This is a genomic window from Flavobacterium plurextorum, from assembly GCF_024638035.1.
GTDB lineage: Bacteria > Bacteroidota > Bacteroidia > Flavobacteriales > Flavobacteriaceae > Flavobacterium > Flavobacterium plurextorum.
In genome coordinates this window covers 667,144-693,889 of record NZ_CP100442.1, presented here as the reverse complement: position 1 = coordinate 693,889, position 26,746 = coordinate 667,144, and the positions used below count along the sequence as shown (strand labels likewise).

The following is a 26,746-nucleotide window of genomic DNA, read 5'->3' as shown; positions in this document are numbered from 1 at the left end:
TCTTAAAGTCCAAAGGCAAAATGTGTCAAGCGACTTTCGACTTTCGACTTTATGACTTTCAAACGAAAACGGTATGAAACTTACATTAAAAATATGGCGTCAAAAAAACGCCCAAGATAAAGGAGGGATTGTAGAATATCCTATAGATGGAATCGAACCAGATATGTCTTTCCTTGAAATGCTTGATGTTCTTAACGAACAATTAATCAACAAAGGAGAAGAGCCAGTTGCATTTGACCACGATTGTCGTGAAGGAATCTGCGGAATGTGTTCTTTATTTATCAATGGAGAAGCGCACGGACCAGACAGAGGAGTTACAACTTGTCAGTTACACATGCGTATGTTTAAAGATGGTGATACGATTTTTATCGAGCCATTTAGAGCAAAAGCTTTCCCAGTAATTAAAGATTTAGTTGTTGACAGAAGTTCTTTTGACAGAATTCAACACGCAGGAGGATTTATCTCTGTAAATACTTCAGGAAATACAATTGACGCAAATACAATTCCAATTAACAAACACGATGCAGATAAATCATTTGATGCTGCTGCTTGTATTGGTTGTGGAGCTTGTGTTGCAACTTGTAAAAACTCTTCAGCAATGTTGTTCGTTTCTGCAAAAGTATCTCAATATGCTTTATTACCGCAAGGTAAAGTTGAGGCGGTTGACCGTGTATTAAACATGGTTCACCAAATGGATTTAGAAGGTTTTGGTAACTGTACAAATACAGGAGCTTGTGAAATCGAATGTCCAAAAGGAATTTCACTTGAGAATATTGCACGTATGAACCGTGAGTATTTAGCAGCAAGTTTGAAAGGATAATTTAGAACGCAATTTTAGTTTATATTGAAAACGCATCCGCTTAGGCGGATGCGTTTTTTTGTGGTCTATTCTAATGGTTAGTTCTGTAGAATTGATCCAATGAAGATGTTGTTTTTTTTTGAATTTATAATACTATATTAATATATGTTTATTGCTGTTAGTCATTTATTGAAGTGATATAAATATTACATTATAAGTGTTGAATTTTGTTTGCCATAGGTTGTTTCTTTTTTCTTAATGTTTTTTATTTGTATGTTCGTAATAGACATAATTTATAAACAGGATGAAAAAAAATATTTGCCTGTTAGTATTTCTAACAATTAATCTAATAAGCGGACAAGCAAAACCTAGTGATTATTTTACTTTATATAAAGGTGGAGATAAGTTTTTAAAACCTGTTAAGTATGTAATGTTTGATTCGACTTCAAGAGACAATACAGAAGTTAAAGAAAATGGATTGACCTATTTTGTAATTAAAGGGGAGCGATTCAAATTTGATGAAAAAACACACAAAAAAGAAAGTTGTTTATTAGAATCTTTAAGTAAGATAAAACTTGAAAATCCAGCTGACCTGCAGAATGATGGATATAAGTTTTTTAAAAAGAAAAAAGAAGAAGTTGAAAAGGTAAAAAAAATTAAACTTATTTATCCACCAACAGGGTATCAGACATATTTTAAAATTTTTGTACTTAAAAAAATAAGAAATGAAATTTTTAAATATGAGGTTGATTGGGAATATTCTAATTTTTAAAACTTTTAATTTTTATAATAGATTCTGAAAGAATTTAAAGAAGATAAAACGCATCCGCTTAGGCGGATGCGTTTTTTTGTGGTCTATTCATAAAATAATTGTGAAGCATTTATTTCTTGTTTTTCTTTTCCTTCTTGTTGTATGAAACAGTTTAAAGTTGTTCCTCCAATCTGGTCAAAATAGCTGATGTTTATTTTGTGAAAACCTTTCTCCAATTTTACGACTCCATAAGCTTCATTAAGCCAATGAATACCGTCGTTATCAACAATTAGTTCGTCATCTATAAAAAGCTTCGATCCGTCGTCTGAAAGTGTTGAAAAGGTATAATTTGCTGTTTCTGGAATGTAGATATATCCGTTAAATTTTAAGCCGATATAACGCTCCAATTTCGTTTTCCATTTCTCGCTGCTTATTTTGCCTTCAAGAATTCCGGAATTAATGGGTTTTACTAATTCTAAATCTTGTACTTGCTGGAATAATTTTCCGGTATAATAATCGAACTTTAAGCCTTGTTTTGTTGGTTTTATAGAGAGAGCGGTTTTTAAATCAGGATTTTTGACTATTATTTTATTAATAGAACTCTTTCTTCCGCTCGGACTTATTTGAACAGTTTTTATAGTTCTATATTCTCCTTTTGGAATGTTTATCGTTACAGGTTTTTCATAAAGTGCAGCGGTTTCATCTGGATTATAACCGTCAATTGTATAAAAAATCTGTCCGTTTTTAATAGTAGGCTTTAGATCTAGAATATATTTTGATGTAATTAACGCCGTTTCTTCTGCTCCAAATGGAACAGGAACTTTATACAATCGTTTTTGCGATTCTAGTTTTTCTAAATGATGTGGCATTCGGTTTAAGATGAAACTATTGTAGTTTTTATTTTGAGGTTTTGTCCAGGCAATTTCAGCCAAAGCAAATACTCGGGGATAAATTTGGTAGTTTAATTTGGCTGGACTCGTCAAATATTCAGACCAAAGATTAGATTGAACTCCCAAAATATATTTCTGTTCATCAATTGTTAAACTGTCAACAGGAGTTGGGTTATAGTTGTAGATTTTTTCGACAGTTACTAGTCTTCCAACAGTAAGCGGTTCTTGTGGAGAGTAGCCTTGATTGTAATCCAGATATAAAAATTGTTCAGGATTCATGATAACAAAATGTTTTTGCTTGGCGGCGCTGATACCGCCAGATTCTCCACGCCAAGACATTACGGCTGCATTTGGAGCCAGTCCGCCTTCAAGCATTTCATCCCAGCCTAAAATTTGTCTGCCGTTTGCATTTAGGAATTTTTCAATTCTGGTTGTTAAATACGTTTGCAATTCGTGCTCGTCTTTTATGCCTAGTTCTTTGATTTTTTTCTGGCAGTTTGGACATTCTTTCCATCTTGCTTTTGGACATTCATCTCCGCCAATATGAATATATTTACTCGGAAACAAAGCCATAACCTCAGTTAAAACATCTTCTAAAAATGTAAAAGTTTCTTCTTTCCCGGCACAGAATATATCTTCAAAAACACCCCAATATTCAACAACTTTATATTGGCGGTCAGGAAAGCAGGATAAATTAGGATACGCAGTTACGGCAGCTGTTGCGTGTCCCGGCATTTCGATTTCAGGAATGATGTTTACGTAATGTTCTTCGGCAAATTTTACAACGTCTTTGATTTCTTCCTGTGTGTAAAAACCTCCGTATGGATTTCCATCAAAAAAATAAGGGAATCTTTCAAACTTATTTCCAACTAAAGTCTGGGCTCTCTTTGATCCTACTTCGGTTAGTTTTGGATATTTTTTTATCTCGATTCTCCAGCCTTGATCGTCAGTTAAGTGCCAATGGAAATTATTTAATTTATAATAAGACATCTGTGCTATAAAATCTTTTATAACATCAACGGTGAAAAAGTGACGGCAAACATCCAAATGTAATCCGCGATACGTATATCTTGGTTCGTCCTCGATAGTTACGCAAGGAAGTTTTATTTCCTGATTTTTGGGTTGGTTTGGGAGCAGCTGCAATAAACTCTGAACAGCATAGAACAATCCTTCTTCGCTTCCGGTAACGGTTATTTTTTTTGAAGTTATATTGATTTTGTAAGCTTCTCTTTTTTCCGATGAACTTGGAGTTTGGGCAATAAATAAAACTTCAATATTGCTTTTTTTATTGGATACATTGGAGTTTACAACCGATTCAAAAATCGAAGCTGTCCTTTTTTCTTTAGTGCTGAATTTATTGTCTTTAAAAACAACTTTTATCAATCCGTTAATTCGAATACTGTCTCCAGTAACTTTGTAAAAGTTTGGTTCTGGGATTATTGTATTGTTATTGGATGAGTTTTGGGCATTTCCGAAGAAACAGCAAATCATTAAAAATAAAAGGATACTTTTTTGCATGGTCGTTTTCTTGATTTATAAAACAAATTTAAAATTTATGAGATGCTTTTTGCAAAAAATATGCAAAACTAAAATTTGTTTAAATGTCTTTGTAATAGGCTAATTAACTTTTTGGTTACTTTCTGTTATAATTTGTTTCGCAATAATATTGCATTTATTGTTTACCTTTGTTTTTATAAAAATGAATTTGCATGAATAATGATAATGAGTTGGTAAATTACACGAAGGAAGAACGTAAAAATCTTATTTTAAAAGAGATAAATCTGCATACCCGTGTAAGTTTTGAAACACTATCGGTAAAATTGTTTGTTTCGGAAGATACTGTTAGACGTGATGTTAATGAACTTGAATCTGAATCGTTATTGATAAAAGTGAAAGGCGGTGCAATGACAAAAGCCTATCACCATTCTTCATCAAATCAAACTTATGCAGGCGAGTCGAAACAGATTATTGCACAAAAAACAATAGGGTTGCTTCGCGATGGAATGGTTTTGTTATTGGGCGGCGGTACAACAATTAGAGAGTTTATCCGATTAATTCCTGACTACTTAAACTTGACCATTTTTACTGTTACTGTTTTGTCTGCAGTTGAACTTCTAGACAAACCTAATGTTAAAATTATAATGATTGGCGGCAGTATTTCATCTTACAGCCAAATGTGTGTGAGCGGCGATGTTTATAATCAATTGGCTAATATTAAAGTTGATTTGTTAATATTGGGAACAAATGCTTTAGACGTTGAAGGCGGTTTCTCAGATTCTGATTGGGAAACGGTTCAGGTAAAAAAAGCAATGATTCAGGCTTCTGAAAAAACAGCGATTCTTACTATTTCTGAAAAATTAGATACGGTTCTAAAAATGAAAATTGCCAACTTATCTGAGGTAGATTACGTTGTTACGGAAGTTGATCCTAACGACGAAAAATTACAAGCGTATAAGAAGGCAGTTCCAAGTTTAGTTTTTGTTTAATCCCAATTCTTCATTAAAAAATTAATCCAGTTCTGGTGAAAAATTTTGTCTAAATCTGCATCAGAATATCCGTTGTTTTTAAAGATCAAGACCAATTTTTGCAAATCGGCTATTGTATTTAAATCATACGGAGATTGTTCTGTACCAAAAGCACCGTCCAAATCTGAACCGACACCAATGTGATTTGCATTTCCAGCCAATTGACAAATGTGATCCATGTGTTTAAAAACGGTTTCTAAATTGCAATTCATTTCTAAAGGCATCGAAACACCTCTTTGCCAATTCGGAACCAACATCCATGCATCTAAAGCACCTCCAATAACGGCTCCTCTAGAAACTAAAGCTTTAACCATTTCATCGCTGTATTGACGATTGTGATCAACCAAACTTCGGCAGTTGTTATGACTTGCCCAAACTGGACCATTATAATGATCTAAAGCCTGCCAGAAAGCATCGTCGCACAAATGAGTTGCGTCCAAAATAATGTTTAAACGTTCCATTTCTTTCAATAAATCAAGCCCGTTTTGATTCATTTTTCCTGTTGCATCTGTTCCGTTTGCGTATCTGCCCCGACCGTAATGTGCTGGGCCAATAGCTCGTAATCCGTAATTGTATGCTTTTTCTAAATAAGAAATGTCAATAATAGAATCAGCACCTTCTAAACTCAAAATATAACCAATTGGTTTTTTGTTATTTGGAGTGCCGTCATTCCATAAATCAATTTGTTTTTGGAGCGATTTTTTATCTGTAATTTGTGTCATTTCTCCCGCTTCTTCCATGGTTTTGTACCAAGTAAGCTGTCCTTGCGTTTGTGCCCAAGCTTGTTCAGGAGAATTCCAGCCCGGAATAATACTGTCGGGTTTTACAAATCTTGCAATTTGAGTAGCAACCACAATTCCGATGTTTCCTTTTCGTAAATCGGGTAATGAAACCGTTGCGCGTTCACGATCTGGTTTATCAGTCATTCCTTTTTCTAAATGACGCAAAGTGGTAACATCATTTCGTAAATCTCTATTCCATTCCATTGCATTCATGCTCAGGTCTAAATGGGCGTCTATTATAAACATATTATTTTTTTTAAGGCACAAAGGTTCAAAGGCTCAGAGGTTCTTTAGACAAGTGTTATTATGAGGTCTATTCTCTTTCTTCTTCGCTCTATTTTCTATTCTTTTTTCTTTATTCTACTTTTTCTGCTGCTAGATATTAATTGTTCTGCTTCTTGCCGCAACCTGCCATTGGTCGCAAATACGGTTTTCTTTATTTATTACCTGTACAGTATCATACAAAGCGCAGGTTGGGCAAACATGATAAGGAAGTGCGTAAATCGTATCGCCAATTTTATAATCATTTTGGCCTTTGTTTTCTATAATCAAATGTTCTTCTGAATGGGAAACAGGAATTAAATCTTCATCATTTAAGATTACTAATCTTTTATCAATTGGGTTTTCTGAAGAAACTGCTTTATATCCAATATCAATGCAAAAAGTTGACGCAGTTGGTTTTGAAATAATTGTTCCAACTATAACCAGTGCAGGTTTAAATAATTGTTCGGGTAAATTGGTTTGATAATTGGCATCCCAAAAAACAAAAGTACCGGGACTGCATTCTACATTTTCCTGATAGGCATAAAATGGGAATGTATTTGATCCGCCGGCAACAATTTTTAATTCGTAATCTAGATTTTGCTGTAGTTTTTCAATTTCATCAGTGATTTTTGTAAAGGATTCTTGAGCTGCGTCTTTTCGCTGTTCGATACTGCCTTTCAAATGACCATCATAAATATGAATGCCAGCCAAATTGATATTTTTTAACTGAATAATTTTTTTTATTAAAGCGCCCCAATTTTCAGAAACAGCGATTCCTGTTCTGTTCATTCCAGTATTTAAATCCAGATAAATGGTGAGATTTAAATTGTGTTCTAAAGCGGTTTCATTTAATGTTTTTGCAGATTCTAAATTGTCGACAATGGTAGAAAAATGAACTTCTGGATATTTTTGAATAAGTAAAATCCATCGGTCAGCTTTAAGACCAACCGGCTGATAGGCAAGAAGTACATCTGGAACTTGGTGTATGGCAGCAAGTTCTGCCTCTGCTATTGTAGCGCATTTTACTTTTTTGATATTGTAAATTTTAAACAACTCAAGAATTTCGCCTATTTTATGTGTTTTGATATGAGGGCGAAGCTTTTGAGTGTCTCCTTTTACCAAACTTATCAGATATTCAATATTACAGCGGAGACGATCTTCGTACACTGCCAGATATGGGGTATCAAGTTGAGTTTCGGAATTAATTTTCCACCATTTTTTTTGCATAATCTAGTTTCTTATTTTTTCGATTATTTCAATTAAATTTTGAAATGCTTCGAGCGATTGATCATAAGTTAAATGCTGCAGCATTTCTTTTGAAAATAAGTTTGAACCAATTCCAACGCATACAACTCCAGATTTAAACCAAGATTTTAAATTACTTTCTTCTAAAGTTACGCCTCCAGTCGGCATTATTTTTAAGTTTGGAAATGGTGCTTTTATTGCTTTTACATATCCTGGTCCTCCAATTTTATCAGCAGGAAATAGCTTTACTATTTCTGCTCCTTGTTTGTTGGCATAAAGAATTTCGTTTAATGTAGCGGCTCCTGGAATCCAGTAAATGTTATTTTTAATACAGTAATTGCCAATTTCTAAATCAGTATGCGGACATACAATGCAATCGGCTCCTAGTTTGTGGTAGGTCTCTGCATCTTCAATAGTCAAAATAGATCCAACAGCTATTTTAATGTTTAAATTGTTCGCCTTTTTAAAGTTTACCATTTGGCTGAAAACTTCTTTAGAGTCATTTGAACGCGCAGCAAACTCAATAATTTTAATGCCAGCATCAGCCGCTGATCGTAATATTATTTGGGCAGTTTCGATGTCGATTTGGGTTACTAACGGAAGTACACCTTGCGTTTTTAAAATGCTGTACATATTCTTATTTTATCTATTAATTCTGTTACTTGAGCCGTTTTTAATAAAATGACTTATTTCGGCGTTGCTGCTTATTGCAAAATCGCCATGTATACTTTGTTTGATTACGCCGCAGGCTGTTGCCCATTCAATACATTCTTGTCCAGATAATTTATTGGATAATCCGTATAATAATCCCGCATTGAAAGCATCTCCAGAACCAATTTGGTCTGTTACAACATGTATTTTGTGTTCTTGAGTTTGGAAAAAATTGCCTTCATGAATCAGTAATCCTTTGTACAGATGTGCCTGTCCTTCGGATTTTCTAAAACTCATTGCTAATGTTTTTAAGTAGGGCATTTTTTCCTTTAATAACTCAAATGTTTTTTGAAATCGATTTTCATCGGATTCATTTATATCGGTTTTGATTCCGAAATAAATTTCAATGGCATCTAAATCGGCTACTGTAATTGTGCTGTATTGAAGTAAATCTGGCATAATTTCAGAAGGATGTTTTCCGTACTGCCATAATTTCGAGCGATAATTAAAATCAGAAGAAATAGGCAGACCTTTTTTGTGCGCCGCAAGAATTGCTTCTTTGCAGGCTAAACCAGCTTCGTTTGAAACTCCCGGACTTATTCCTGACCAGTGAAAATGCGTAACATCTTCTAAAACTTTATCCCAATCAATTTGATCTTTTTGAATGGTTGAAAAAGAGGAATTGCTTCGGTCGTAAATTACCTGAGATTGTCTGATTTGATTGCCAGATTCAACAAAATATAAACCTAAACGTTCTCCGCCATAAACACATTTTGAAGTATTAACATTGTATTTTTGAAGTTCGTTTAAAGCTAATTGTGCCAAATCATTTTGCGGCAGTCGGGTAATATAATCGGTTTGAATTCCGAGTTGAGAAAGTAAAACACAAACATTTGCTTCGGCGCCGCCTACGTGAATTTTTATTTCATTGGCCTGCGTAAATCGGTTTCCATCAGCAACATTCATTCGGAGTAATAACTCTCCAAAAGTTGCAATTCTAGTTTGTGGTGTTGTATTCATATTTTTTGTTTTTTCCCACAGATTATATGGATTAAAATGATTTTTAAACGTAGCGCTTATTTTTTTTGAACACATAGAGACATAGTTTTTAAAACCGTATAAAAGGCGTTTCACTTGCATTAACAAACATAGCTATGTGTAAAAGCTAGCTTTTTTACTTCCTTCTAGTATTCAGCTAAAAAATCTATGTTTCTATGTGTTTGAAAAAAAATAATCTGTGCCAATCCGTTTAATCTGCGGGCTAATTTTTTTAATCTAATATAATTCGAAAACAGCTTCAACTTCTACAGGAATATTATCAGGTAAAGAACCCATTCCCACAGCGCTTCGTACTCCAATTCCGTTTTCTTGTCCCCAAACTTCCGCAAACAATTCGCTGCAGCCGTTTATTACATAAGGATGTCTTAAAAAATCGCCATTGCAGTTCACCATTCCAAGTACTTTTATGACTCTTTTTACTTTGTTCAGACTCCCAAAATTGGTTACTATTGTAGAAAGCATGGTTAGTCCGACTTGCCTTGCTGCTAATTTTCCTTCTTCGATATCCATATCATCGCCAATTCGACCAATGATTAAGGATTTGTCGTCTCTAACAGGACCGTGACCTGAAAGGTATAAATATTTACCATCAACTAAATAGGGTTTGTAAATACCCAAAGGCTGAGGCGCTGGCGGTAAAGACAAACCAAGAGTGTCAAATTTTTCTTGTGGTAATAAATTCATGATATTAATGTATTATAGAGTTTAAAATAAAAACGAAAATGATTCCTAAAACAGATACCAATGATTCCATGACTGTCCATGATTTAAAAGTATCTTTCAGGCTGATATTAAAATATTCTTTGAACATCCAAAAACTTGGATCGTTTACATGCGAGCACATCAAACTTCCTGCACCAACTGATAAAACCAGTAAGTTTGGATCTAAGCCATTAAGCTCCAGTAAAGGCAATAAAACGCTGGCTGTCATTAATCCGGCAGCGGTTGCAGAGCCAACACAAACGCGAATGATCGCGGCCATTATCCAAGCCAATAAATACGGATGAATGTTTATTTGTGTTAAAGCAGCAACAATAGTGTCGTTTACACCGCTTACAATCATAACTTCTTTTAAACTTCCAGCACCGCCTACGATTAAAACGATCAAAGCGACATCTTTTATGGCAATGGCATAATCATCCATTACAGATACAAGGCTTCGGTTCATTCTAATTCCTAACGTATAGGTGCAAAGAAGCAGTGATATCAGCATAATCATGCTTGGTTCTCCTATTGTTTTACAAATGTTTACTAAGTTTTCATTTGTTGAAATCAACGGCAGTAAAGAAGTAACCGTTAATCCGAAAACAGGAAATAAAGCAGAAAATAAGCTAAGAGAAAAGCTTGGAAGTCTGCCTTGATTGGCAACTTCTTCAACATTTATAATTTCGTGATCAGATTCGGTTTTGATGTTTTTAAGCAAATTAGAAAACAATAAACCCGCAATAAAAATAGTTGGAATCGCTATTATTATTCCGTAAATCAAAACAAGTCCAATGTCGGCATTTAAAATACTGCTTAACGCCATTGGAGAAGGATGTGGGGGCAAAAAACCGTGTGCTACTGAAAGCGACGCAAGCATAGGGATTCCCAGATATACTTTTGACAATTTAAATTGATGGGCTACTGAAAAGATTAGAGGTACTAACAAAACAAATCCAACACTATAAAATAGAGGTATCCCAACAATAAAACCTGTAATCATTAAGCCTAAACGTACGTATTTTTTGCCTGTCCATCCCATAACTGTTTTGGCAATAACATTGGCCGCTCCTGATGAAACGGTTAGTTTTCCAATACAGGTTCCAAACACAATAATCAATGTGATTGAGCCCAGCATTTCGCCTAAACCTTTTTGTACTGTTTGTGACAATGTGTTTATTGGCAGGCCTAAAAAAAGACCTGCTAATAAAGCTGTTATTATAAAAGCAATAAACGGATTGATTTTAAACCAAGCAATTTGAATGATTAAAAATGCAATGCATGCCGTAAGAATTAAAATGCTCATTTATGAATTGTGTTTTTATTTATCCCACCAGATTTTTGTTGTGAAAGTATCTGCTCCTTGTCGCTTAACCGCTTCTGCTAAGTTAGTCGAATTCACTGAATATTCGCCTGTTGGGTATTTTATACGTCTTGGAATTGTGCCATTTGTAACGTTTCCTGGATAGTTTACAGGAACCAAAACAGGATATCCTGTTCTTCTCCAGTTGGCATAAATTTCCTGTTCGTCAACAAACAAAGCAATATAAATTTGAGTATGAATTTGATTCATTTTTGCTTCAAATGATCCTGACGCGTTATACGGATTTGCGGTTAAATAAGGTGTGGCATCTGCAATTGCGTAAGACGTACCATAAACTCCCATGTTTAAGAAAGATGCTTTTACACCTTTTTCATATAAATCTTTATCTGTTTCAGTAGTATACCATCCTCTTGCTGCAGCTTCTGCTAAATACAGGTTTGTTTCGGCATTGCTTATAAGTACAAGCGGCGCATCAAATCTTAAAATAGTATTTTGATTTGGTTCAGAATAAGTTTGCTGTTCTTCTGGTGATGGAGCCGTTTTTATTCCGTTAGGAAATCCTTTTTGCACAGCGGCACTTGTATTCTGAACAGTTCCCTGCCATACTCCAGAGTAAACACTAATTCTAGGATCGGCAGTGTTTTTTAGTAAATCAATAAATGTTTTAGCAAGTTTACCACCTTCACGATTTGTTTTTCCGTATGATCCATTTGAGTAATCTTCACTTCTAGAGTCAAAACCAACCGGATTTCGGTTAAAGTTGTTTGGCCCATCTTTATAGGTCATAATTGCGTTATCGCCGCTATTTAAAATTACTCCTCCAGCAATTGCTTTAGTTACCCAAGTTTTTGATAAAGCAGGGTCAACTTTCGATAATCTTAATCCTAAACGAAGCATTAGTGAATAAGAGAATTTTTTCCATTTTGCTACATCTCCAGCGTAAATAAAATCGGCTTTGCCAAAACTTGGTTTCGCAGGATCTAATGCAATAGCAGCTTCGTCAAGTTCTTTCAATAAATCTTTGTATATGAATTCTTGTGAATCATATTTTGGAAGAAAAACATTTGCACTATTTGCTTTTGCCGCTTCTGTATATGGAATGTCTCCGTACAAATCGGTAATTTTATGATATAAAAAGGCTTTCCAGATTCTAGCAATATTAAGTTTGTTACTATCGTTCGGATTGCTTTTTACTGTATTAATTACAATTTCTGTTTCGTTTAATGCCGTAGGATAGGCTTGGTTGAAATAAGCAGAGTAATAAACTTCATTATTCAAATATTTGTCTCCAACGCCCGAAGCTTCTTTGTAAGTAGCATAATGCTGCAGCATTCCGCCGCATTGCAGTATATTGGTGAAAAAATAGTTGTTTGCCAAGCCGTCCAGCTGTGCTCTGCTGAAAATAAAATTCGGATTTGGTTTTTCAACTGCATTTGGGTTGGAATTGATTTCTTCAAAATCTTCCGTACAGGCTGTCATGCTTCCTAAAAGGATACCTGCTATATATAAAAGGGTTATCTTTTTCATGTCTTTTAATTTAAAAATTAGAGATAAAATGAGTTTAAAATTTGATATTTAAACTTAAACCGAAACTTCTGGTTTTTGGCACTCCAAATTGCTCTACACCTTGTGCATTTCCTGCGCTGAATACAGATTCAGGATCTACGTTTGGTGTTTTCTTGTAAAGAATGAATAGGTTTCTTGCAATAAATGAGATCGAAGCTCCTTGAAGTTTTGATAAACCTCTTATTTTATCAACTGGTAATGTGTAGCCCAATATTATTTGACGTAGTTTTATGAAGCTTGCATCATAGATAAATGTTGATGAAATACTTTTTAAACCATCATAATAATATCTTAGGTTTTCTGGAGCGATAACCATATCAACAGGATTTCCGTTTGTGTCAACACCTTTAATAGGCAGTCCGTTTTCACGACCTTCAAGAGTCAACTTAGTTAATCCCATACGTGTTCCGTACAAATCAGTTCCTGAGTATAAACTACCGCCAAATTTACCGTCAATTAAAAAGCTGAATGATACGTTTTTGTATTTGAATTCATTGGTAATACCGGCTGTCCAAGGATGTACACCTTCTCCTAATATTTCCAGCGGTCCTCTTGCGATTGCTGCAGAACCTCCGCTTAGCGTATAAACTGTATTTCCTTTAGCATCTTTAAGAGGTCTGTATCCTTTTATTGTGCTGTAAGGATGTCCCACGTCACTTGTAATAGTTGCGTAACCGTTTACAGAAGTTGCCATCGTTATAGAGTTTAGTCCATCTGTAAGCGCTTCAACTTTGTTTTCATTGTAAGAACCGTTGAAACTTGCATCCCATGAAAAATTACGTGAGTTGATGATTTTACCGCTCACTAAAAATTCAATTCCTTTATTTCTCATTTTTCCAAGGTTTAACAAAGCGCTGTTTGCTCCTGAAGCTGTTGAAATTGTAGTTTCAACAATATCATTTGTAGTTGAGCGATTGTACCATGCAAAATCTAGATTTAAGCGATTGTTGAAAAATCCTAAATCAGTTCCAACCTCAATTGTTGTAGAAGTTAATGGACTTAAAGTTGAATTTGGAACTCTGTTGCTTGTTGGTGTTTGCAATTGTTCACCATTATGTCCGCCTTGAACCATTGAGTAAGATTGGTTTAATGCATAAGGATCTGGTGTTGCTCCTCCAACTTGAGCCCATGAACTTCTAAGTTTTGCAAATGAAATAAATTCAGGCATTTTTACAATATCAGAAACTATAATACTTGTTCCAACCGATGGATAAAACACAGAGTTGTTGTCTTGTGAAAGTGTTGAGAACCAATCTTGACGACCTGTAAAGTTTAAAAACACCACATTTTTATAATCTAAATCTACAGCACCATAAACAGAGTTTGTTTTTGTTTTTCCGTAAGGATAACTGTAAGTGATTGTACCTAAGTTGCTAAGTGCGTAAAAATCATCCAATACAAAACCAGAACCTTCAATTCTTGTTTCATCTCTCAAAGTAGTACGAGAGTTTACACCTGCTAATGCATTTAAAGAGAAATTGCCGTAAATATTTTTCTTAGTATAATTAAGAATAGCTTCAGAGTTTAAGTTCGATAATTTCATTTTTGAACCTTGCGCATATCCAATTGGATTGTTCAAAGTTGTTTTTGGAATGTAACCAAAGAAATCATAGTTTGTAAAATCTTGACCAATTCTACCTTGAAGGAATAACTCAGGTGTAAAATTCAATTTTACATTCAGCATACCGATAAAACGGTTTTTAGTATCGCTGTTTTTTATTTTATTAACAACAAAATAAGGGTTTGTAGCAATTGCTACTGGGTTCCAAGCTTCTTCAACGCCGTTTTCATCATAACCTGGGGCAAGATTTCTAATATCAACTGTGTTGGCAATCATATAAGTTCCCCAGTTAGGGTTTGCTTCAGCATCTGAAACGGTAACTCTATTGTTGTTTTTTTCTAAATTATATTGCGCTACTACATCAAATTTTAACCAATCAGTTAAGTTCACGTTGCTCGCAATATTTATGCTTTTGCGATTAAAACCAGAGTTTGGCACAACAGATTGATTGTCCATATTCGAGAACGAAAGACGTCCTGTTGCTTTTTCAGTTCCGCCGGATAAAGCGATCGAATTGATAAAAGTTGTTCCAGTTTCGTAGAAATTTTTAATATTGTTTTTCTGAGGGCTGTATGGTCTTTTCACTCCGTCAAATTGAATAACATCAGTTCCGTCCATTTTTGCACCCCAAGACCAGCGGCCATAATTTATTGCTTCTGCCTTAGTAGTTGGTTTTTTATTGGCATCTCCAGATCCGTATTCGTATTGCCAATCTGGTATGATTGATGGAGTTTCAAAAGTAAAAGAGGTGTTATACTCAACTCCAATTCCTTTTTGAATTGAACCTCTTTTTGTCTGAATCAAGATGACACCATTTGCAGCATTTGCACCATACAATGCCGCAGCTGTTCCACCTTTAAGAACCGTAATGGTTTTAATATCATCAGGATTTATAACAGCAGTTCCATCACCTCGGTCAACATTAATTCTAGTTTGTCCCGCACCATTTCCAATTCCAGGTAAATTAAGCTGTGTGTTGTCAATAGGTAAGTCGTTAACCACATACATTGGCTGGTTGTTTCCGTTTAAGGAACCATTTCCTCTAATAACAACTCTTGTCGAACCGTTTGGTCCCGTTGCTGTGCTGCTTACGTTTACACCAGCAATTTTCCCTACTAAAGCATTTGAGATATTAGTTTCTTTAGCCTTTGTAAACTCAGTTCCTTTTAATTCAGTCACAGCATAAGCAACCGCTTTACTGCTTTTTTTAACTCCTAATGCAGTTACTAAAACCTGATCTAAAACATTTTCTGCAGGTTTTAAGCGTATAACTAAATCTTTAACGGCACTTAATTCATATTCTAAAGTTGCGTAACCCATGTAGGAAACAATGATATGAGTCTCGTTTTCTGGAACATTTAATTTGAACTTTCCTGTTTCATCAGTAATAGATGCATTTTTTTTGTTGCTTTTAGCATAAATTGTCGCTCCCGCAATTGGCATTCCGTCATCCTGACCAATCACTTGGCCCGAAATTTCAACCTGACTGCTTTTTTGCTCAAAAAGATGTTTTTTAATTGCAGTCTCTTTCGCATTTGCTGAGAAGATTACCCCCCCAATAAACACTAATGAAATTAACTTTGTTTTCATAATTTTTTGGTTTTCATGTTTTTTTTTGGTTTTTATTGGCGATCAAATATATATATTTATTTTTCACATTTGCATTTTTTTTGCAAGAAATGCATTTTTTTTGCATATTTTTTTGCTGATGTATTTTTGTTTTCCAAAAAAAGTGCAGTTTTAAAAGGCTCTTTGAGAAAATTTTGCAGCGGTAACTTTTTTAGATGCAAAAAAAATTTAGCTGAAAATTCGTATTTTTGAAGTATGAAAACAGCACTAATTCAATCCGACCTTTATTGGGAAAATGCTTCTGAAAACAGAAAATGCTTTGAAGTGAAAATAAATCAGCTCGATTCTGAAGTAAATCTTATTGTTCTCCCAGAAATGTTTTCAACTGGTTTTACCATGAATCCTTCTGCAGTTGCCGAAACTATGCAGGGAGAAACCGTGTTGTGGATGAAAACTATGGCAAAAGCAAAAAACAGTGCAGTCGCAGGAAGTTTGGTTATTGTTGAAAATGAAAAGTATTATAACCGAATGCTGTTTGTTTTTCCGTCAGGTGAAACTCAGTTTTATGACAAACGACATTTATTTACATTAGCTGGCGAAGAGGAATTTTATACAGCAGGAACTCAAAAAGTAATAGTTGATTATCTCGATTGGAAAATTTGCCTGCAGGTTTGTTATGATTTGAGATTTCCAGTGTTTGTTAGAAATGTCGAAAATTATGATTTGCTTTTGTATGTTGCCAATTGGCCAAAAGTACGCACAAATGCTTGGGACACTTTGCTTAAAGCACGTGCCATTGAAAATTTAAGTTATGTTATTGGAGTAAACAGAATTGGACTTGATGCCAATAATTTTGAGCATATTGGACATTCGCAGGCAATAGATTTTTTAGGGAACTATATTTTAGAACCACAGGAAACAGAAGATGTTTTTGTACTTGAACTAGATAAAAATGTAATGCTGGAAGCTCGAAAAAAGTTCGCTTTTTTAAACGATAAAGACAGTTTTAAAATCAATTTGGACTAAGAAACAAGATGTTTTAATTGGAATCTACAACTGTAATCTCTTCTTTTGGATTTTTACAGCGAACAAGAATTTTTTTATATTCCCATTCTGAACCCAATTTTTTAGCCGTAATATCTAATTTACCATTGCTTTTTGTGCCTTTAATTCTAATCGATAATACAACCGAAGTATTGTTGTCAGCATACATCGTGTTGCCTTCTAAAATCGCTAATTTGTCGATTGGCTGAATTTCTCCAACAGTTTCCAAGATTCTTTTGTTTGAATTGGCTTTTTCTATCGCCTTTTCATACAATGCAGTATCATTATAGGCTTGAGCAAAATCCATTATGTTTTCGTCGGAGCTCGAGAATAAATAGCCGGAGATTAAAACCAATGAAAGAACTAAAGGAATAATCCATTTCCAGTTTGATTGAAACCAGTTTTTACTCTCGATTAATTCAGTATCCATTTTATGCGATTGAATTAAGATTTAAAAAGCTTTCTGTTTTTTCTCTTCCTTCTTTCTCTTTAAATCATCGTCTTTTTTCTCGACTTCAGGATTGTAAGGAATATTTAAATCAATCGACTGATCAACATCCCAATTCGATCGAACATCTACGCCTTTTTGATAATAAAATACCTCTTCAGCATACGTTTTGTTTAAGAAACTACCCGTGTCGTACATCTTATTTTTATTATCATCATAGATAATTCTAACCGTAAATTCTTCTGGAAGCAGTAAGTTGAATTCAATTTTTGTTTTGCCCTCAGAATATTCAGAAGCATACACATTATCACCTTTTTTATTGGTGATTTCAACAATTATAGGAAAGCGTTTTACGTTTTGTAAATTCAAAACCAGATTGCCATAATCTTCAAATTCCTTTGTAGTTAACTTATACGATAACGTATCATTTGTTTTGTCGTAGAAATCAGTTAACGCGCCAGGGAAAAATGTGAAATTATATTTTTGCAAAGGCTCTTTTTTGAAATCAACGTACAATTTCTGTTCGAATTCGTCGTATTCAGTAGTAAAATCAACCGCAGTAGAATCTTTATTTACGAGTCTAATTTTTGTTTTGTCAAATTTTACCAGTGGAGTTTCGGTTTCTAACGTGAATTTTTCTCTGAAATTAAGCACACCGTTTTGAACAGCTTTAATATTTAAAGTGTCTTTTTTCTGATCCTTAATCTTAAAAGTGAATTTTTTATTGTACTTGTCATTACTCACTTCCAACGACAATGAATCAGCTTTTAAAGGTTTATACCAAATTTGCAGCGAATCTTTTTTAGGAAATTGTGTTACGATAGTTTCCAGTACCAGTCCGTTGTTTTTTAGTACAATTTTTGGTTTCGAATTTTTAAAATTCTGTGTTCCTTCATACGGAAGAAGTAATCTGTTTCCTGAAACCTGAATTGGTTTGAATGCTTTTAAAGGCAGTGTTTCTTTAAATAAATCTAACTCAAAAATGGTATCATTAGGTACCGTAATAAAATGTTTTATAAATCCAATTTTATCGTCTTTTGGATTAAATTTATTATTGCTTCCTTTATCTTTTAGAGCAACTAACAAGTATTTTCCAGCTTTTAAATTTTCAAATTTAAAAGTTCTCATACTGTCTAAAGTATTGGTAATGTATCGCGGAAATTCTTTGTATATGACAGAATCTTTGTATTTGTCGTTTGCTTCATAAAGCATTACAGAAACAAAGTTGTCCACATTTTTTGCGTAAGCATCTTTAATTTTTCCGCCAAGAGTAAGAGAATCGATATAAGCGCCGGTTGAAAAAATGTATTTAAACTGGTTCAACGGATTTCCTTCGTTATTATCAGTAATACTTTGTCCAAAATTTAAGCTGTAAGTAGTATTAGGCTGTAAAGTATCTCTAAGTTTTATCTTTAAAAATTTACTCACACCAACAGGCGTAATCTGCGGCTCATATTTCATTGGAGGAGAAATAATAAGCTGTTTGTTGAGGTTTTTTAATTTAACATATTCATCAAATACCAATGTAATCTCGTTTCCCTGAAAATCTGTAGTTAAGTTTTTAGGAGTGCTGGATATTAAAATAGGAGCCAGAGTGTCTTTTAATCCGCCAGTAATATTGCCTCTTTTGGCGCAGCTCACCATTAATAATACCAGTAAAAATGAAATATATTTGAGTTTGCTTTTAAACATAGCGGTTTTTAAATTTGATTGCACAAAATAACAATTATATTTGCTTTAATTGAAATTTTTTGGCCATTTATTAGGATTTCGAACCGTAGATATTTTCGCAATTTTTAGAATTTAAAATCTCTGATACGAGATAATTTCTTACTTTTGATTTTAAATATAATATCACTTCGTTTTGGTTAAAAGATTTTTTTGGGTTTTGTTACTTCTTTTTCTGACTGCATGCAGCAAAAAAGACCAGCCAATAATTTCTTTTTATTATTGGAAAACCAATCTAAAATTTTCAGAAACAGAAAAGACAGCTCTCAAAGACAATGAGGTTCATAAACTTTATGTCCGATATTTTGACATCGGACTTGATCCTCAAACCCAACAACTATTTCCTGTAAGTCCAGTTCATTTTTATGAAAATGTGCAAGAGTTTGAAATAGTTCCAGTTGTTTTTATTCAAAATAAAGTAATGCTTGAGAAGTATTTAGACGTTGAAGATCTTGCAAAAAAGACGATTCATTTAATTACTGAAATCAACAGCAAGAATAAAATTAATTGTACCGAAATTCAAATTGACTGCGATTGGACATTGAACAGCAAAGACAATTATCTTAAGTTTATTGAGCAGATTAAAAAGCTTTCGAAGAAAAAACTCTCGGCCACAATCAGACTTCATCAAGTTAAGTACTTTAAGAAAACTAAAATTCCGAATGTAGATAACGGCGTTTTGATGTTTTACAATATGGGAAGTATAGCGCCAGATTCATTAAACTCTATTTACAGCCGAAAAATCTCAGAGAAATATCTTAAAAGTTTAAAGAAATATCCACTGCATCTTGATTATGCGCTTCCTATTTATTCGTGGGCAATTCATATTAGGAATCAAAAGGTTTTAGGTTTGCGTTCGAAATTGAATATCAACGAACTCAAAAAAGATAAAAACTTCGAGCAGGTTAGTTCAATATTTTTTAGAGTAAAACAATCTAATTACAAAAATGGTGTTTATTACCAAGAAAATGATCTGCTGAAAACAGAGACAATTTCTCCCGAAGATTTAAAAGAAATGGCTGAAGATTTAGACGATAATAAAGCTCAGTCTCCAAAAGAAATTATATTTTACGATTTAGACGAATTCAATATTAATAATTATGAAAAGAATATTTTTAAGCAAGTTGTTTCTTGGTTTTAGTGCAGCTTTCCTTTTTACATACGGAATAATTTATGCTTGTGCAGATGGAGATTGGGATTATTTTGGTCTTTATAGTTCTAATTTTACTCCAGAAACGTTTGCAGATAAATCCTATTCACCGCTTTTTTTGTCGAATGGTATTTTCTACGGAATTGGTTATGATACGCAGCATAATTCACGTTTCAATAAAGACATAAAATCAGATTGGGCAGCTTATCTAAAAGGAAAAATAGATACTACAACAGTAAATTATTTTTTAATTGGTGATGAGAAGCCAAATTATTATTCAGATAATAAAAATAAGATTAAGAATAAGGAAGAAATCACAGATCTTCATGTGTATTACAAAGCTAAAAAAGAGAATGCTTCGTCTTTAAAATGGGGAAAAAAGATGCCATTGAAAGACGAAAAAATAAAAAACTTTGTTGAGTTTTTGTATTTGGCACAAAAAATAGAAACCGTTTCAATTAGCGAAGATCATTGGAGTTATGATCCCGTTGTGGCAAAAACGTTCAATGATGCTAAAATGATTCAGTCAATCGAGAATGTTTACAATACTTTGTCCGATCCTTTCTTGAAAAATAGATATTGGTTTCTTACTATGAAAGCTCGTTTTTATAGTAATAATAAACAAAAAGCAATTGAGTTTTTTAATAAAACAGAAAGCTCAGTTCCTAAAAACACATTGTATTATCGCGCGCTTTCATACGTTGCAGGAATCAATCATAAACAAGGAAAATATGCAGTTTCGAACTATTTGTATGCGCAGGTTTTTGATAAATGTCCTGAATTAAGAGTGGTAACAGCGTATAGTTTTGCTCCAAAAAATGAAACAGACTGGAATAAAGCGCTGACAATGGCAAAGACTAATAAAGAGAAAGCAGCACTTTGGGCTATTCACGGATATTATAAAGATGAAAAACAGGCAATCGAGAAAATTTACGAATTAGATCCAAAAAGTGAACATTTAAATTATTTGGCGACTAGATTGGTAAACGGACTTGAACAGTCTATAAATAACTCTTTTCAGAAGGATGGTGGAGAAAACCAACCTGTAAAAAAGCTGACTGTTGCGGAAAACAAAACCGAAAATCAAGCTAAAGTGGATAAAAAAGCGCTGGATTTAATTGCTAAAATTTCGGCGGCAGGAAATACAGACAGACCTTATTTATGGGATTTGTCTCTTGGGTATTTGCAGACTTTAAAAGGTGATTATGTAAATGCAGATAAGAATTTTGATAAAGCGGTAAAAACGCTTCCTAAAACAGAATTGGCAGGAATGCAGCTTCGTTTATTGCGTTTTGTAAATAACTTAAGTAAAATTGATAAACTGACGGATAAAAACGAAAAAGCAATTCTAGCCGATTTGAATTGGTTGTATTACGGACTTCCAAAAAACTATAAAGGACAAGAGTTTCGTTATCAAAATGCTTCTTCATGGAGCAGAAGTTATTTGTCTACGCTTTATCGTGAAAAAGGAAATTTAGTTATGGCTGAGATTTTTGGCGAATCTCGTTACAGCTATTGGAATGATGGAAATGCTTTTTATGATGATGAGAAGAATTTACAAGGAATAAAAACGTTTTTGTCAAAATCGAATAAGTCTGAAATAGAGAATATTGGTGCGGGAATTTATAGTTTGAAATTAAAGGATATTAATAACTTTCAGGCAGTTCAGGCAACTTTCAAAAACAAAATTCCAGAAGCTATCGAGTTTATGAAACAGACAGATTCAGTTCAGAATTCTAAATTTTTAGGAAATCCGTTTAACGGAAGTATAAAAGACTGCCACGATTGTGATCATGCAGCTTACCAAAAAAGAAAGTATACACAAATGGATTTCTTAAATACAATAAAAGAAATGCAGGATAAACTGGCTAAAAACGAAGATGTTTACACCAATAGTTTATTGTTAGGAAATGCATTTTATAATATTTCGCATTTTGGAAACGGAAGAACTTTCTACGAAATTACTATTGTAGGTTACGGCTCAAGTCCATATTCGTTTAGAGATTCTATGAAAAAGATGATTACAGATTGCAGTGTTTCTAAAATGTATTACCAAAAAGCATTGCAGGCAGCATCTACAAAGGAACAGAAAGCAAAATGCGTGTATTTAATTTCGAAATGCGAACGAAACGAATATTATAATACTAAATACAATAGTGTTAAATATTGGTGGGATGCGAATGATGATAAAGTGAATTTTATTGCTTGGAATGGATTTAAAACGCTGCAAAAAGAATATTCGGATACTAAATATTATCAGGATGTAATTGCAGAATGTGGTTATTTTAATACTTATGTAACTCAATTAAAATAAGATGGTAAATAAAATAGAACATATTGGAATTGCCGTAAAAAATATGGACGATGCAAATGTATTGTTCGAGAAATTATTGGGCGTTCCGTCGTACAAAGAAGAAACCGTAGAAAGTGAAGGAGTTTTGACTTCTTTCTTTCAAACTGGAACAAACAAAATTGAACTTTTGATGGCGACCAATCCAGAAAGCCCGATTGCGAAATTTTTAGAAAAGAAAGGTGAAGGAATTCATCACATCGCTTTTGATGTTGAAGATATTCATGCCGAGATTTCACGCCTAAAAAGCGAAGGTTTTGTATTGATAAATGAAGTTCCGAAGAAAGGCGCCGATAATAAATTGGTGGTTTTTTTGCATCCAAAGAATACAAATGGTGTTTTGGTTGAGCTTTGTCAGGAAATTAGATAAAAAAAGTTCCTTTTTTTATTCTCAATAATGTCTTGAAAATCAATCTTGTTTTTGAAACATGGGCTTCGAATTAAAATTAAATGCAAATCATGTCTTAAAATATTTGGTGTGAATGAAAAATAGTAGTAATATTGCATCCTCTAAACCGGTCCTATAGCTCAGCTGGTTAGAGCACCTGACTCATAATCAGGTGGTCCCTGGTTCGAGCCCAGGTGGGACCACTCTTAAAATCAAGCCTTTACAGCAATGTAGAGGCTTTTTTGTTTCTATCAGTACAACATATGTACAACAAATTATTGACTTTACAAAGATAGTAAACTTTTCATTCTGTTTCAATTAGCTACATTTTTTTAGTATTTTTACTCTTAATTTAAAAATTACTACTATTATGGCGGGTAGAATTGAAGCATTTTTCTTCTTTCTTCATAGACAATTCGAAAAGTTAAATTCTGTATTTAGATCTAAAAAAGTTTCTTTAATTGCAGCTCCTTTATTACCTTTTTCAGTTGCAATATTGTGTGTTGTTCAAATAAGTAATGATACTTTTGTCATATTTAATTCCATAATGTTTTGCTTAGCTGTTATTTTTACGTTTTTACTTACTGTATCATCTGTGTATTTCTTAAGAGGCGATAATATTTTTAATCGATATAATAGAGAAAAGTCAAACAGTAATTTATCTCAATTCCAAAATTCACAAAAACCTTCCAAAAATATTTCTGATAGAAAAATTAATGATCTTTTGGATTCCAATAAAGATGTCATATATCATTATTATAACCAATTTAGAAAAATAGATTTATTTAATGATGACACATCATTAAGTGATTTTCAAATTTTGATTGGTAATTCTTTAAAAAAATCTAAAGACAATTATACTTTTAAACTAGAAATTAGTGCTAACGGTACACACGGTTTTATTAATGAATTTATGATTCCATTTTTGATAAAAATAGATCCAAATTATAAGGTTAGTAAAAAAATAATGGCTTCATTATTTCTATATAAAAGAGCAGGAAAATATTTTCCTGTAAATGAAAAATCATTGTCAGATATAAAAAGAATATTAGTTACCCCTTACCAAAGAGAAATATACGATAGTCTAAAAAAAAGGTGAATTACCCCGAATTTTTATGTGACCAAGTCGCAAATCCACGTTTCATCTAGCTTCATCTAAATAATTTAGCCTCATAATCTTAAATCATTTATTATGAGTCCACAAAAAATTATTGAACAGTTAAATGAAATTAAAATGATGATTACAAAGGGTAATCAGTTCCAAAAAGAAATTTTTACTATAAAAGACTTGATGGCTTATACAGGCTTTTCAGATAGCACTATTCACAAACTTAGTGCTAAAAAATTGATCCCTCATAACAAGCCTACCAATGGAGCACTTTTCTTCGATAGAGTTGAGATAGTTGCATGGATCAGGGAGCATAAAGTCTATTCTGACGAGGAAGTTTTGTCTAAATTTTCCAAGCAATTAAAAAAATAAGCGTTCAAAAATCCACTTTTGAACGCTTACAAAGCTTTTTATGTAACTCAAAAAGAGTATGTGCAAATATATGCATTATACTTATTCATCAATTATCTATTTATGGAAGAAATAAGCGTATATGACGTGTCATCACGCAAGGATTCTGTGTATGACAAAATTAAGGAAGAATTATCTAAGTATTTTAAAATCAAGTTTAATGAAATTGCATTGGAATATGAAATATTTGATGCACACTCTAAACGTAAAATCGATTTTAACGAATCCTCTCTGTTGATACATCTTCATAGAGAAAAACTAAATGTTAGTCCACAAGTTTTTAAAACATATTTGAAATCACATTTTATAGAACGTATTAATCCACTAATGGAATATTTTGAAAACTTACCACCTTGGAATGGTAAAGATCATGTCAAAAGCTACGCCAGCTATATAAATACGGACGATAACGAATTGTTTTATCTCCATCTCCTTAAATGGGCAGTTCGTGCAGTTAAAACGGTATTTATGAAGGAGGCTATAAATAAGCATGTATTGGTTTTAGAAGGTGGGCAGAGTTTTGGTAAATCTTATTTTTTAAATTTTTTATGTCCTGCTCAACTGGAAAAATACTTATATACAAATTTAGGAGTTGGAAAAGATGAACGAGTCAAGCTCGCCAAAGCTTTTATTGTGAATATAGAGGAATTGGATGTGATGGGTAGATATGATATTAATGCAATAAAGGCATTAATAAGTCAGGTATCTGTCAATGAACGTTTGCCGTATGGGGATAAGTCAACGCTACTTTATCGAACGTGTTCATTTTTAGCTTCAACAAATCGTGCTGAATTTTTATGTGATGATACAGGTTCTGTACGGTGGATTATTTTTAGCGTTATTGATAAAATTGATTTTTCATACAGTAAGGAATTTAATATTGATAATTTTTGGTCACAAGCTTATCATATTTTTAAGCATCAAAAAGATTTTAAATCAGATTTAACTCAGGAAGAGATAAAAGTTAATGAATTAAGAAATGAACGTTTTACTATCCAAACAGTAGAGAATGAATTTATTTTAAAGTACTATTCCATTAGTGAGAGTATAGTGGATTTTAGAACTTCAACTGAAATTGTCACAGAATTACAGGTTATGGGGCAGAAATTGAGTAATCAAAAAATTGGTTCAGCCTTAACGAAATATGGCTTTCGTAAAATAAAGCATTCTAAGCGGCAAGTCTATGGTTATTTAGCTAAACCTAAATTTAAGGATTCTCCGTGGGGTTTTACAGATACTTAAGTAAATATAAATATACCTACCTAGTTACCTAATATGGTTTAACTAATTCAATAGTAGTGTTTTATTTAGGTAGGTAGCTTCTTAAAATTATTACCTAGCCTACCTCGTTAAGGTAACACAGGTAACTTCCAAAAAAAGCTACCTGTTTTAAATAACTGAAAAACATTTGCTTAATACCGATAGGTAGCTAGGTAGGTGAAAAATCAAAATAGAATGAAAGATATAGTGCAACTAAGAAATATTCCGATAATCAATATTTTGAAAAGATTAAATATTGAAGCGGTTGAAAAGAAAAAAGATCAGTTTTGGTTTAAACCAGAATGGAGAGCAGAGCGTACCGCTTCTGTAAAATGTGAAAACAATCTATTTTATGATTTTGGAGAAGGGCATGGAGGCAATACAATTGATTATGTCATGAAACATTTTGCAGTAGATTTTAACCAAGCAGTTAAATGGCTACAATCTGAAGATGTTATTTTTTCTTTTGACCCGCCCCAAAAGTGCGATTCAGTGAAGTCGAAAAAACAAAACTCGTATTGTATAAAAACTGTTCAGCCGTTACAGAATCAAATTCTAATTCACTATTTAAAAAGTCGAAAATTGAATATTGAAATATGTAAAATGTATTTAGATGAAGTTTATTATACGATTAATCAAAAGAAATATTTTGGAGTGGGATTTAAGAATGATAAGAATCAATATGAAATTCGAAATAAATATGCCAAGCTATGTTTGGGGGAGAAATGGTTCACATGGATTAACAGAAGCAATAAGTCTTTAATAGTTTTAGAATCATGGTCGGATTTTCTTTCATTATTGTCTTTGTATCCAAAATGCGAAAAGTCAAAAGATTTTTTGATTCTAAATTCTTTGTCCATGCTTTCAAAAGTAGATAAGGTACTAAATGTGTATGCTGAACTTTTGTTTGCTCTGGACAACGATGTTGCGGGTTCGAATGCAACGGAAAACTGTTTAAAGAAGTGGAATTTAGGGGGAGTAAGATGTAAAGATATTAGGTATCTGTTTCATGGCTCAAAAGATATAAATGATTTCTTGATTTTAAATATTAAAACAAGTGGTTAGACTTGTGGGTGATGCTTTGAAAGAGTTTATAATGGCAGTGTATTTAGTAGCAAGTAGGACAGGGGCGGAAAAACCCCTATCCTACTTGCTCTGCGAGGCTAGAGCC

22 protein-coding genes and 1 tRNA gene are annotated in these 26,746 nt (G+C 33.3%); 12 read left to right on the top strand and 11 right to left on the bottom strand.

All coding sequences use genetic code 11. From position 1 onward, the window contains the following. The first annotated feature begins 73 nt into the window (after positions 1 to 73). Complete coding sequence (locus NLG42_RS03295; protein WP_089054678.1) at positions 74 to 820, top strand: succinate dehydrogenase/fumarate reductase iron-sulfur subunit; 747 nt, start codon at positions 74 to 76, stop codon at positions 818 to 820. 283 nt (positions 821 to 1,103) lie between these two features. Then, the gene (locus NLG42_RS03290; protein WP_257682996.1) at positions 1,104 to 1,571 is read left to right on the top strand and encodes a hypothetical protein; all 468 of its coding nucleotides are present in this window, start codon (positions 1,104 to 1,106) and stop codon (positions 1,569 to 1,571) included. Between the two features lie 83 nt (positions 1,572 to 1,654). On the opposite strand, the gene NLG42_RS03285 is transcribed toward NLG42_RS03290, so the two are convergent. Beyond that, entirely contained in the window at positions 1,655 to 3,958 is a 2,304-nt protein-coding gene (locus tag NLG42_RS03285) for a family 20 glycosylhydrolase (RefSeq protein ID WP_257682995.1), read from the bottom strand. Positions 3,959 to 4,149: 191 nt separating this feature from the next. On the opposite strand from NLG42_RS03285, the gene NLG42_RS03280 reads away from it, so the two are divergent. Further along, the gene (locus NLG42_RS03280) at positions 4,150 to 4,926 is read left to right on the top strand and encodes a DeoR/GlpR family DNA-binding transcription regulator (RefSeq protein WP_089057070.1); all 777 of its coding nucleotides are present in this window, start codon (positions 4,150 to 4,152) and stop codon (positions 4,924 to 4,926) included. On the opposite strand, the gene NLG42_RS03275 is transcribed toward NLG42_RS03280, so the two are convergent. From NLG42_RS03275 to NLG42_RS03240, 8 genes are all read right to left on the bottom strand, one after another. Then, on the bottom strand, positions 4,923 to 5,993 hold the full coding sequence (locus NLG42_RS03275) for a dipeptidase (protein ID WP_257682994.1): 1,071 nt from the start codon (positions 5,991 to 5,993) through the stop codon (positions 4,923 to 4,925). The two genes, NLG42_RS03280 and NLG42_RS03275, sit on opposite strands and share 4 nt — an antisense overlap. Before the next feature lie 129 nt (positions 5,994 to 6,122). Next, positions 6,123 to 7,238 carry a D-TA family PLP-dependent enzyme gene (locus tag NLG42_RS03270; RefSeq protein ID WP_257682993.1) on the bottom strand — a complete coding sequence of 372 codons (1,116 nt, stop codon included), beginning with the start codon at positions 7,236 to 7,238 and terminating at the stop codon, positions 6,123 to 6,125. Positions 7,239 to 7,241: 3 nt separating this feature from the next. After that, entirely contained in the window at positions 7,242 to 7,889 is a 648-nt protein-coding gene (locus tag NLG42_RS03265) for a bifunctional 4-hydroxy-2-oxoglutarate aldolase/2-dehydro-3-deoxy-phosphogluconate aldolase (protein WP_257682992.1), read from the bottom strand. Between the two features lie 9 nt (positions 7,890 to 7,898). After that, positions 7,899 to 8,927 carry a sugar kinase gene (locus tag NLG42_RS03260; protein WP_257682991.1) on the bottom strand — a complete coding sequence of 343 codons (1,029 nt, stop codon included), beginning with the start codon at positions 8,925 to 8,927 and terminating at the stop codon, positions 7,899 to 7,901. 255 nt (positions 8,928 to 9,182) lie between these two features. Beyond that, positions 9,183 to 9,650 carry a RidA family protein gene (locus tag NLG42_RS03255; protein ID WP_089054685.1) on the bottom strand — a complete coding sequence of 156 codons (468 nt, stop codon included), beginning with the start codon at positions 9,648 to 9,650 and terminating at the stop codon, positions 9,183 to 9,185. 4 nt (positions 9,651 to 9,654) lie between these two features. After that, positions 9,655 to 10,974: a GntP family permease gene (locus NLG42_RS03250; RefSeq protein ID WP_089057066.1), complete on the bottom strand. Its 1,320-nt coding sequence runs from the start codon at positions 10,972 to 10,974 to the stop codon at positions 9,655 to 9,657. Between the two features lie 15 nt (positions 10,975 to 10,989). Continuing rightward, the gene (locus NLG42_RS03245; protein ID WP_257682990.1) at positions 10,990 to 12,519 is read right to left on the bottom strand and encodes a SusD/RagB family nutrient-binding outer membrane lipoprotein; all 1,530 of its coding nucleotides are present in this window, start codon (positions 12,517 to 12,519) and stop codon (positions 10,990 to 10,992) included. 34 nt (positions 12,520 to 12,553) lie between these two features. After that, positions 12,554 to 15,709: a SusC/RagA family TonB-linked outer membrane protein gene (locus NLG42_RS03240; protein WP_257682989.1), complete on the bottom strand. Its 3,156-nt coding sequence runs from the start codon at positions 15,707 to 15,709 to the stop codon at positions 12,554 to 12,556. 234 nt (positions 15,710 to 15,943) lie between these two features. Here NLG42_RS03240 and NLG42_RS03235 point away from each other — a divergent pair, with 234 nt between their 5' ends. Then, on the top strand, positions 15,944 to 16,714 hold the full coding sequence (locus tag NLG42_RS03235; RefSeq protein WP_257682988.1) for a nitrilase family protein: 771 nt from the start codon (positions 15,944 to 15,946) through the stop codon (positions 16,712 to 16,714). A gap of 13 nt (positions 16,715 to 16,727) precedes the next feature. Here NLG42_RS03235 and NLG42_RS03230 read toward each other — a convergent pair whose 3' ends face one another. Both NLG42_RS03230 and NLG42_RS03225 read right to left on the bottom strand, forming a co-directional pair. Further along, entirely contained in the window at positions 16,728 to 17,162 is a 435-nt protein-coding gene (locus NLG42_RS03230; protein ID WP_257682987.1) for a cytochrome c oxidase assembly factor Coa1 family protein, read from the bottom strand. A 21-nt stretch (positions 17,163 to 17,183) separates the two neighbouring features. Then, complete coding sequence (locus tag NLG42_RS03225; RefSeq protein WP_257682986.1) at positions 17,184 to 18,872, bottom strand: Ig-like domain-containing domain; 1,689 nt, start codon at positions 18,870 to 18,872, stop codon at positions 17,184 to 17,186. 196 nt (positions 18,873 to 19,068) lie between these two features. On the opposite strand from NLG42_RS03225, the gene NLG42_RS03220 reads away from it, so the two are divergent. The 8 genes from NLG42_RS03220 (at position 19,069) to NLG42_RS03185 (ending at position 26,640) form a co-directional block, all read left to right on the top strand. Then, the gene (locus tag NLG42_RS03220) at positions 19,069 to 20,049 is read left to right on the top strand and encodes a hypothetical protein (RefSeq protein WP_257682985.1); all 981 of its coding nucleotides are present in this window, start codon (positions 19,069 to 19,071) and stop codon (positions 20,047 to 20,049) included. Continuing rightward, complete coding sequence (locus NLG42_RS03215) at positions 20,009 to 22,372, top strand: hypothetical protein (RefSeq protein ID WP_257682984.1); 2,364 nt, start codon at positions 20,009 to 20,011, stop codon at positions 22,370 to 22,372. Before NLG42_RS03220 ends, NLG42_RS03215 begins: the two co-directional genes overlap by 41 nt. Before the next feature lies 1 nt (position 22,373). After that, the gene (gene mce / locus NLG42_RS03210) at positions 22,374 to 22,778 is read left to right on the top strand and encodes a methylmalonyl-CoA epimerase (RefSeq protein ID WP_099718032.1); all 405 of its coding nucleotides are present in this window, start codon (positions 22,374 to 22,376) and stop codon (positions 22,776 to 22,778) included. A gap of 147 nt (positions 22,779 to 22,925) precedes the next feature. Continuing rightward, positions 22,926 to 22,999: transfer RNA gene (locus tag NLG42_RS03205), tRNA-Ile, on the top strand. A 167-nt stretch (positions 23,000 to 23,166) separates the two neighbouring features. Beyond that, on the top strand, positions 23,167 to 23,895 hold the full coding sequence (locus NLG42_RS03200) for a hypothetical protein (protein WP_257682983.1): 729 nt from the start codon (positions 23,167 to 23,169) through the stop codon (positions 23,893 to 23,895). Positions 23,896 to 23,988: 93 nt separating this feature from the next. Next, positions 23,989 to 24,276 (top strand): helix-turn-helix transcriptional regulator, encoded by a 288-nt coding sequence (locus NLG42_RS03195; protein WP_257682982.1) that lies wholly within the window; start codon positions 23,989 to 23,991, stop codon positions 24,274 to 24,276. A gap of 102 nt (positions 24,277 to 24,378) precedes the next feature. Further along, positions 24,379 to 25,557: a virulence-associated E family protein gene (locus NLG42_RS03190; protein ID WP_257682981.1), complete on the top strand. Its 1,179-nt coding sequence runs from the start codon at positions 24,379 to 24,381 to the stop codon at positions 25,555 to 25,557. A gap of 195 nt (positions 25,558 to 25,752) precedes the next feature. Next, positions 25,753 to 26,640, top strand: coding sequence for a toprim domain-containing protein (locus tag NLG42_RS03185; protein WP_257682980.1), 888 nt, complete (start codon positions 25,753 to 25,755; stop codon positions 26,638 to 26,640). Positions 26,641 to 26,746 lie beyond the last annotated feature (106 nt).

Excerpts from the sequence above, each read along its gene's own strand:
- NLG42_RS03230 (WP_257682987.1), bottom strand. The coding sequence starts at position 17,162 with ATGGATACTGAATTAATCGAGAGTAAAAACTGGTTTCAATCAAACTGG.
- NLG42_RS03255 (WP_089054685.1), bottom strand. The coding sequence starts at position 9,650 with ATGAATTTATTACCACAAGAAAAATTTGACACTCTTGGTTTGTCTTTA.
- NLG42_RS03250 (WP_089057066.1), bottom strand. The coding sequence starts at position 10,974 with ATGAGCATTTTAATTCTTACGGCATGCATTGCATTTTTAATCATTCAA.
- NLG42_RS03275 (WP_257682994.1), bottom strand. The coding sequence starts at position 5,993 with ATGTTTATAATAGACGCCCATTTAGACCTGAGCATGAATGCAATGGAA.
- NLG42_RS03190 (WP_257682981.1), top strand. The coding sequence starts at position 24,379 with ATGGAAGAAATAAGCGTATATGACGTGTCATCACGCAAGGATTCTGTG.
- mce (WP_099718032.1), top strand. The coding sequence starts at position 22,374 with ATGGTAAATAAAATAGAACATATTGGAATTGCCGTAAAAAATATGGAC.
- NLG42_RS03240 (WP_257682989.1), bottom strand. The coding sequence starts at position 15,709 with ATGAAAACAAAGTTAATTTCATTAGTGTTTATTGGGGGGGTAATCTTC.
- NLG42_RS03270 (WP_257682993.1), bottom strand. The coding sequence starts at position 7,238 with ATGCAAAAAAAATGGTGGAAAATTAATTCCGAAACTCAACTTGATACC.
- NLG42_RS03290 (WP_257682996.1), top strand. The coding sequence starts at position 1,104 with ATGAAAAAAAATATTTGCCTGTTAGTATTTCTAACAATTAATCTAATA.
- NLG42_RS03295 (WP_089054678.1), top strand. The coding sequence starts at position 74 with ATGAAACTTACATTAAAAATATGGCGTCAAAAAAACGCCCAAGATAAA.
- NLG42_RS03200 (WP_257682983.1), top strand. The coding sequence starts at position 23,167 with ATGGCGGGTAGAATTGAAGCATTTTTCTTCTTTCTTCATAGACAATTC.
- NLG42_RS03280 (WP_089057070.1), top strand. The coding sequence starts at position 4,150 with ATGAATAATGATAATGAGTTGGTAAATTACACGAAGGAAGAACGTAAA.
- NLG42_RS03260 (WP_257682991.1), bottom strand. The coding sequence starts at position 8,927 with ATGAATACAACACCACAAACTAGAATTGCAACTTTTGGAGAGTTATTA.
- NLG42_RS03245 (WP_257682990.1), bottom strand. The coding sequence starts at position 12,519 with ATGAAAAAGATAACCCTTTTATATATAGCAGGTATCCTTTTAGGAAGC.
- NLG42_RS03235 (WP_257682988.1), top strand. The coding sequence starts at position 15,944 with ATGAAAACAGCACTAATTCAATCCGACCTTTATTGGGAAAATGCTTCT.
- NLG42_RS03265 (WP_257682992.1), bottom strand. The coding sequence starts at position 7,889 with ATGTACAGCATTTTAAAAACGCAAGGTGTACTTCCGTTAGTAACCCAA.
- NLG42_RS03225 (WP_257682986.1), bottom strand. The coding sequence starts at position 18,872 with ATGTTTAAAAGCAAACTCAAATATATTTCATTTTTACTGGTATTATTA.
- NLG42_RS03195 (WP_257682982.1), top strand. The coding sequence starts at position 23,989 with ATGAGTCCACAAAAAATTATTGAACAGTTAAATGAAATTAAAATGATG.
- NLG42_RS03285 (WP_257682995.1), bottom strand. The coding sequence starts at position 3,958 with ATGCAAAAAAGTATCCTTTTATTTTTAATGATTTGCTGTTTCTTCGGA.
- NLG42_RS03215 (WP_257682984.1), top strand. The coding sequence starts at position 20,009 with ATGAAAAGAATATTTTTAAGCAAGTTGTTTCTTGGTTTTAGTGCAGCT.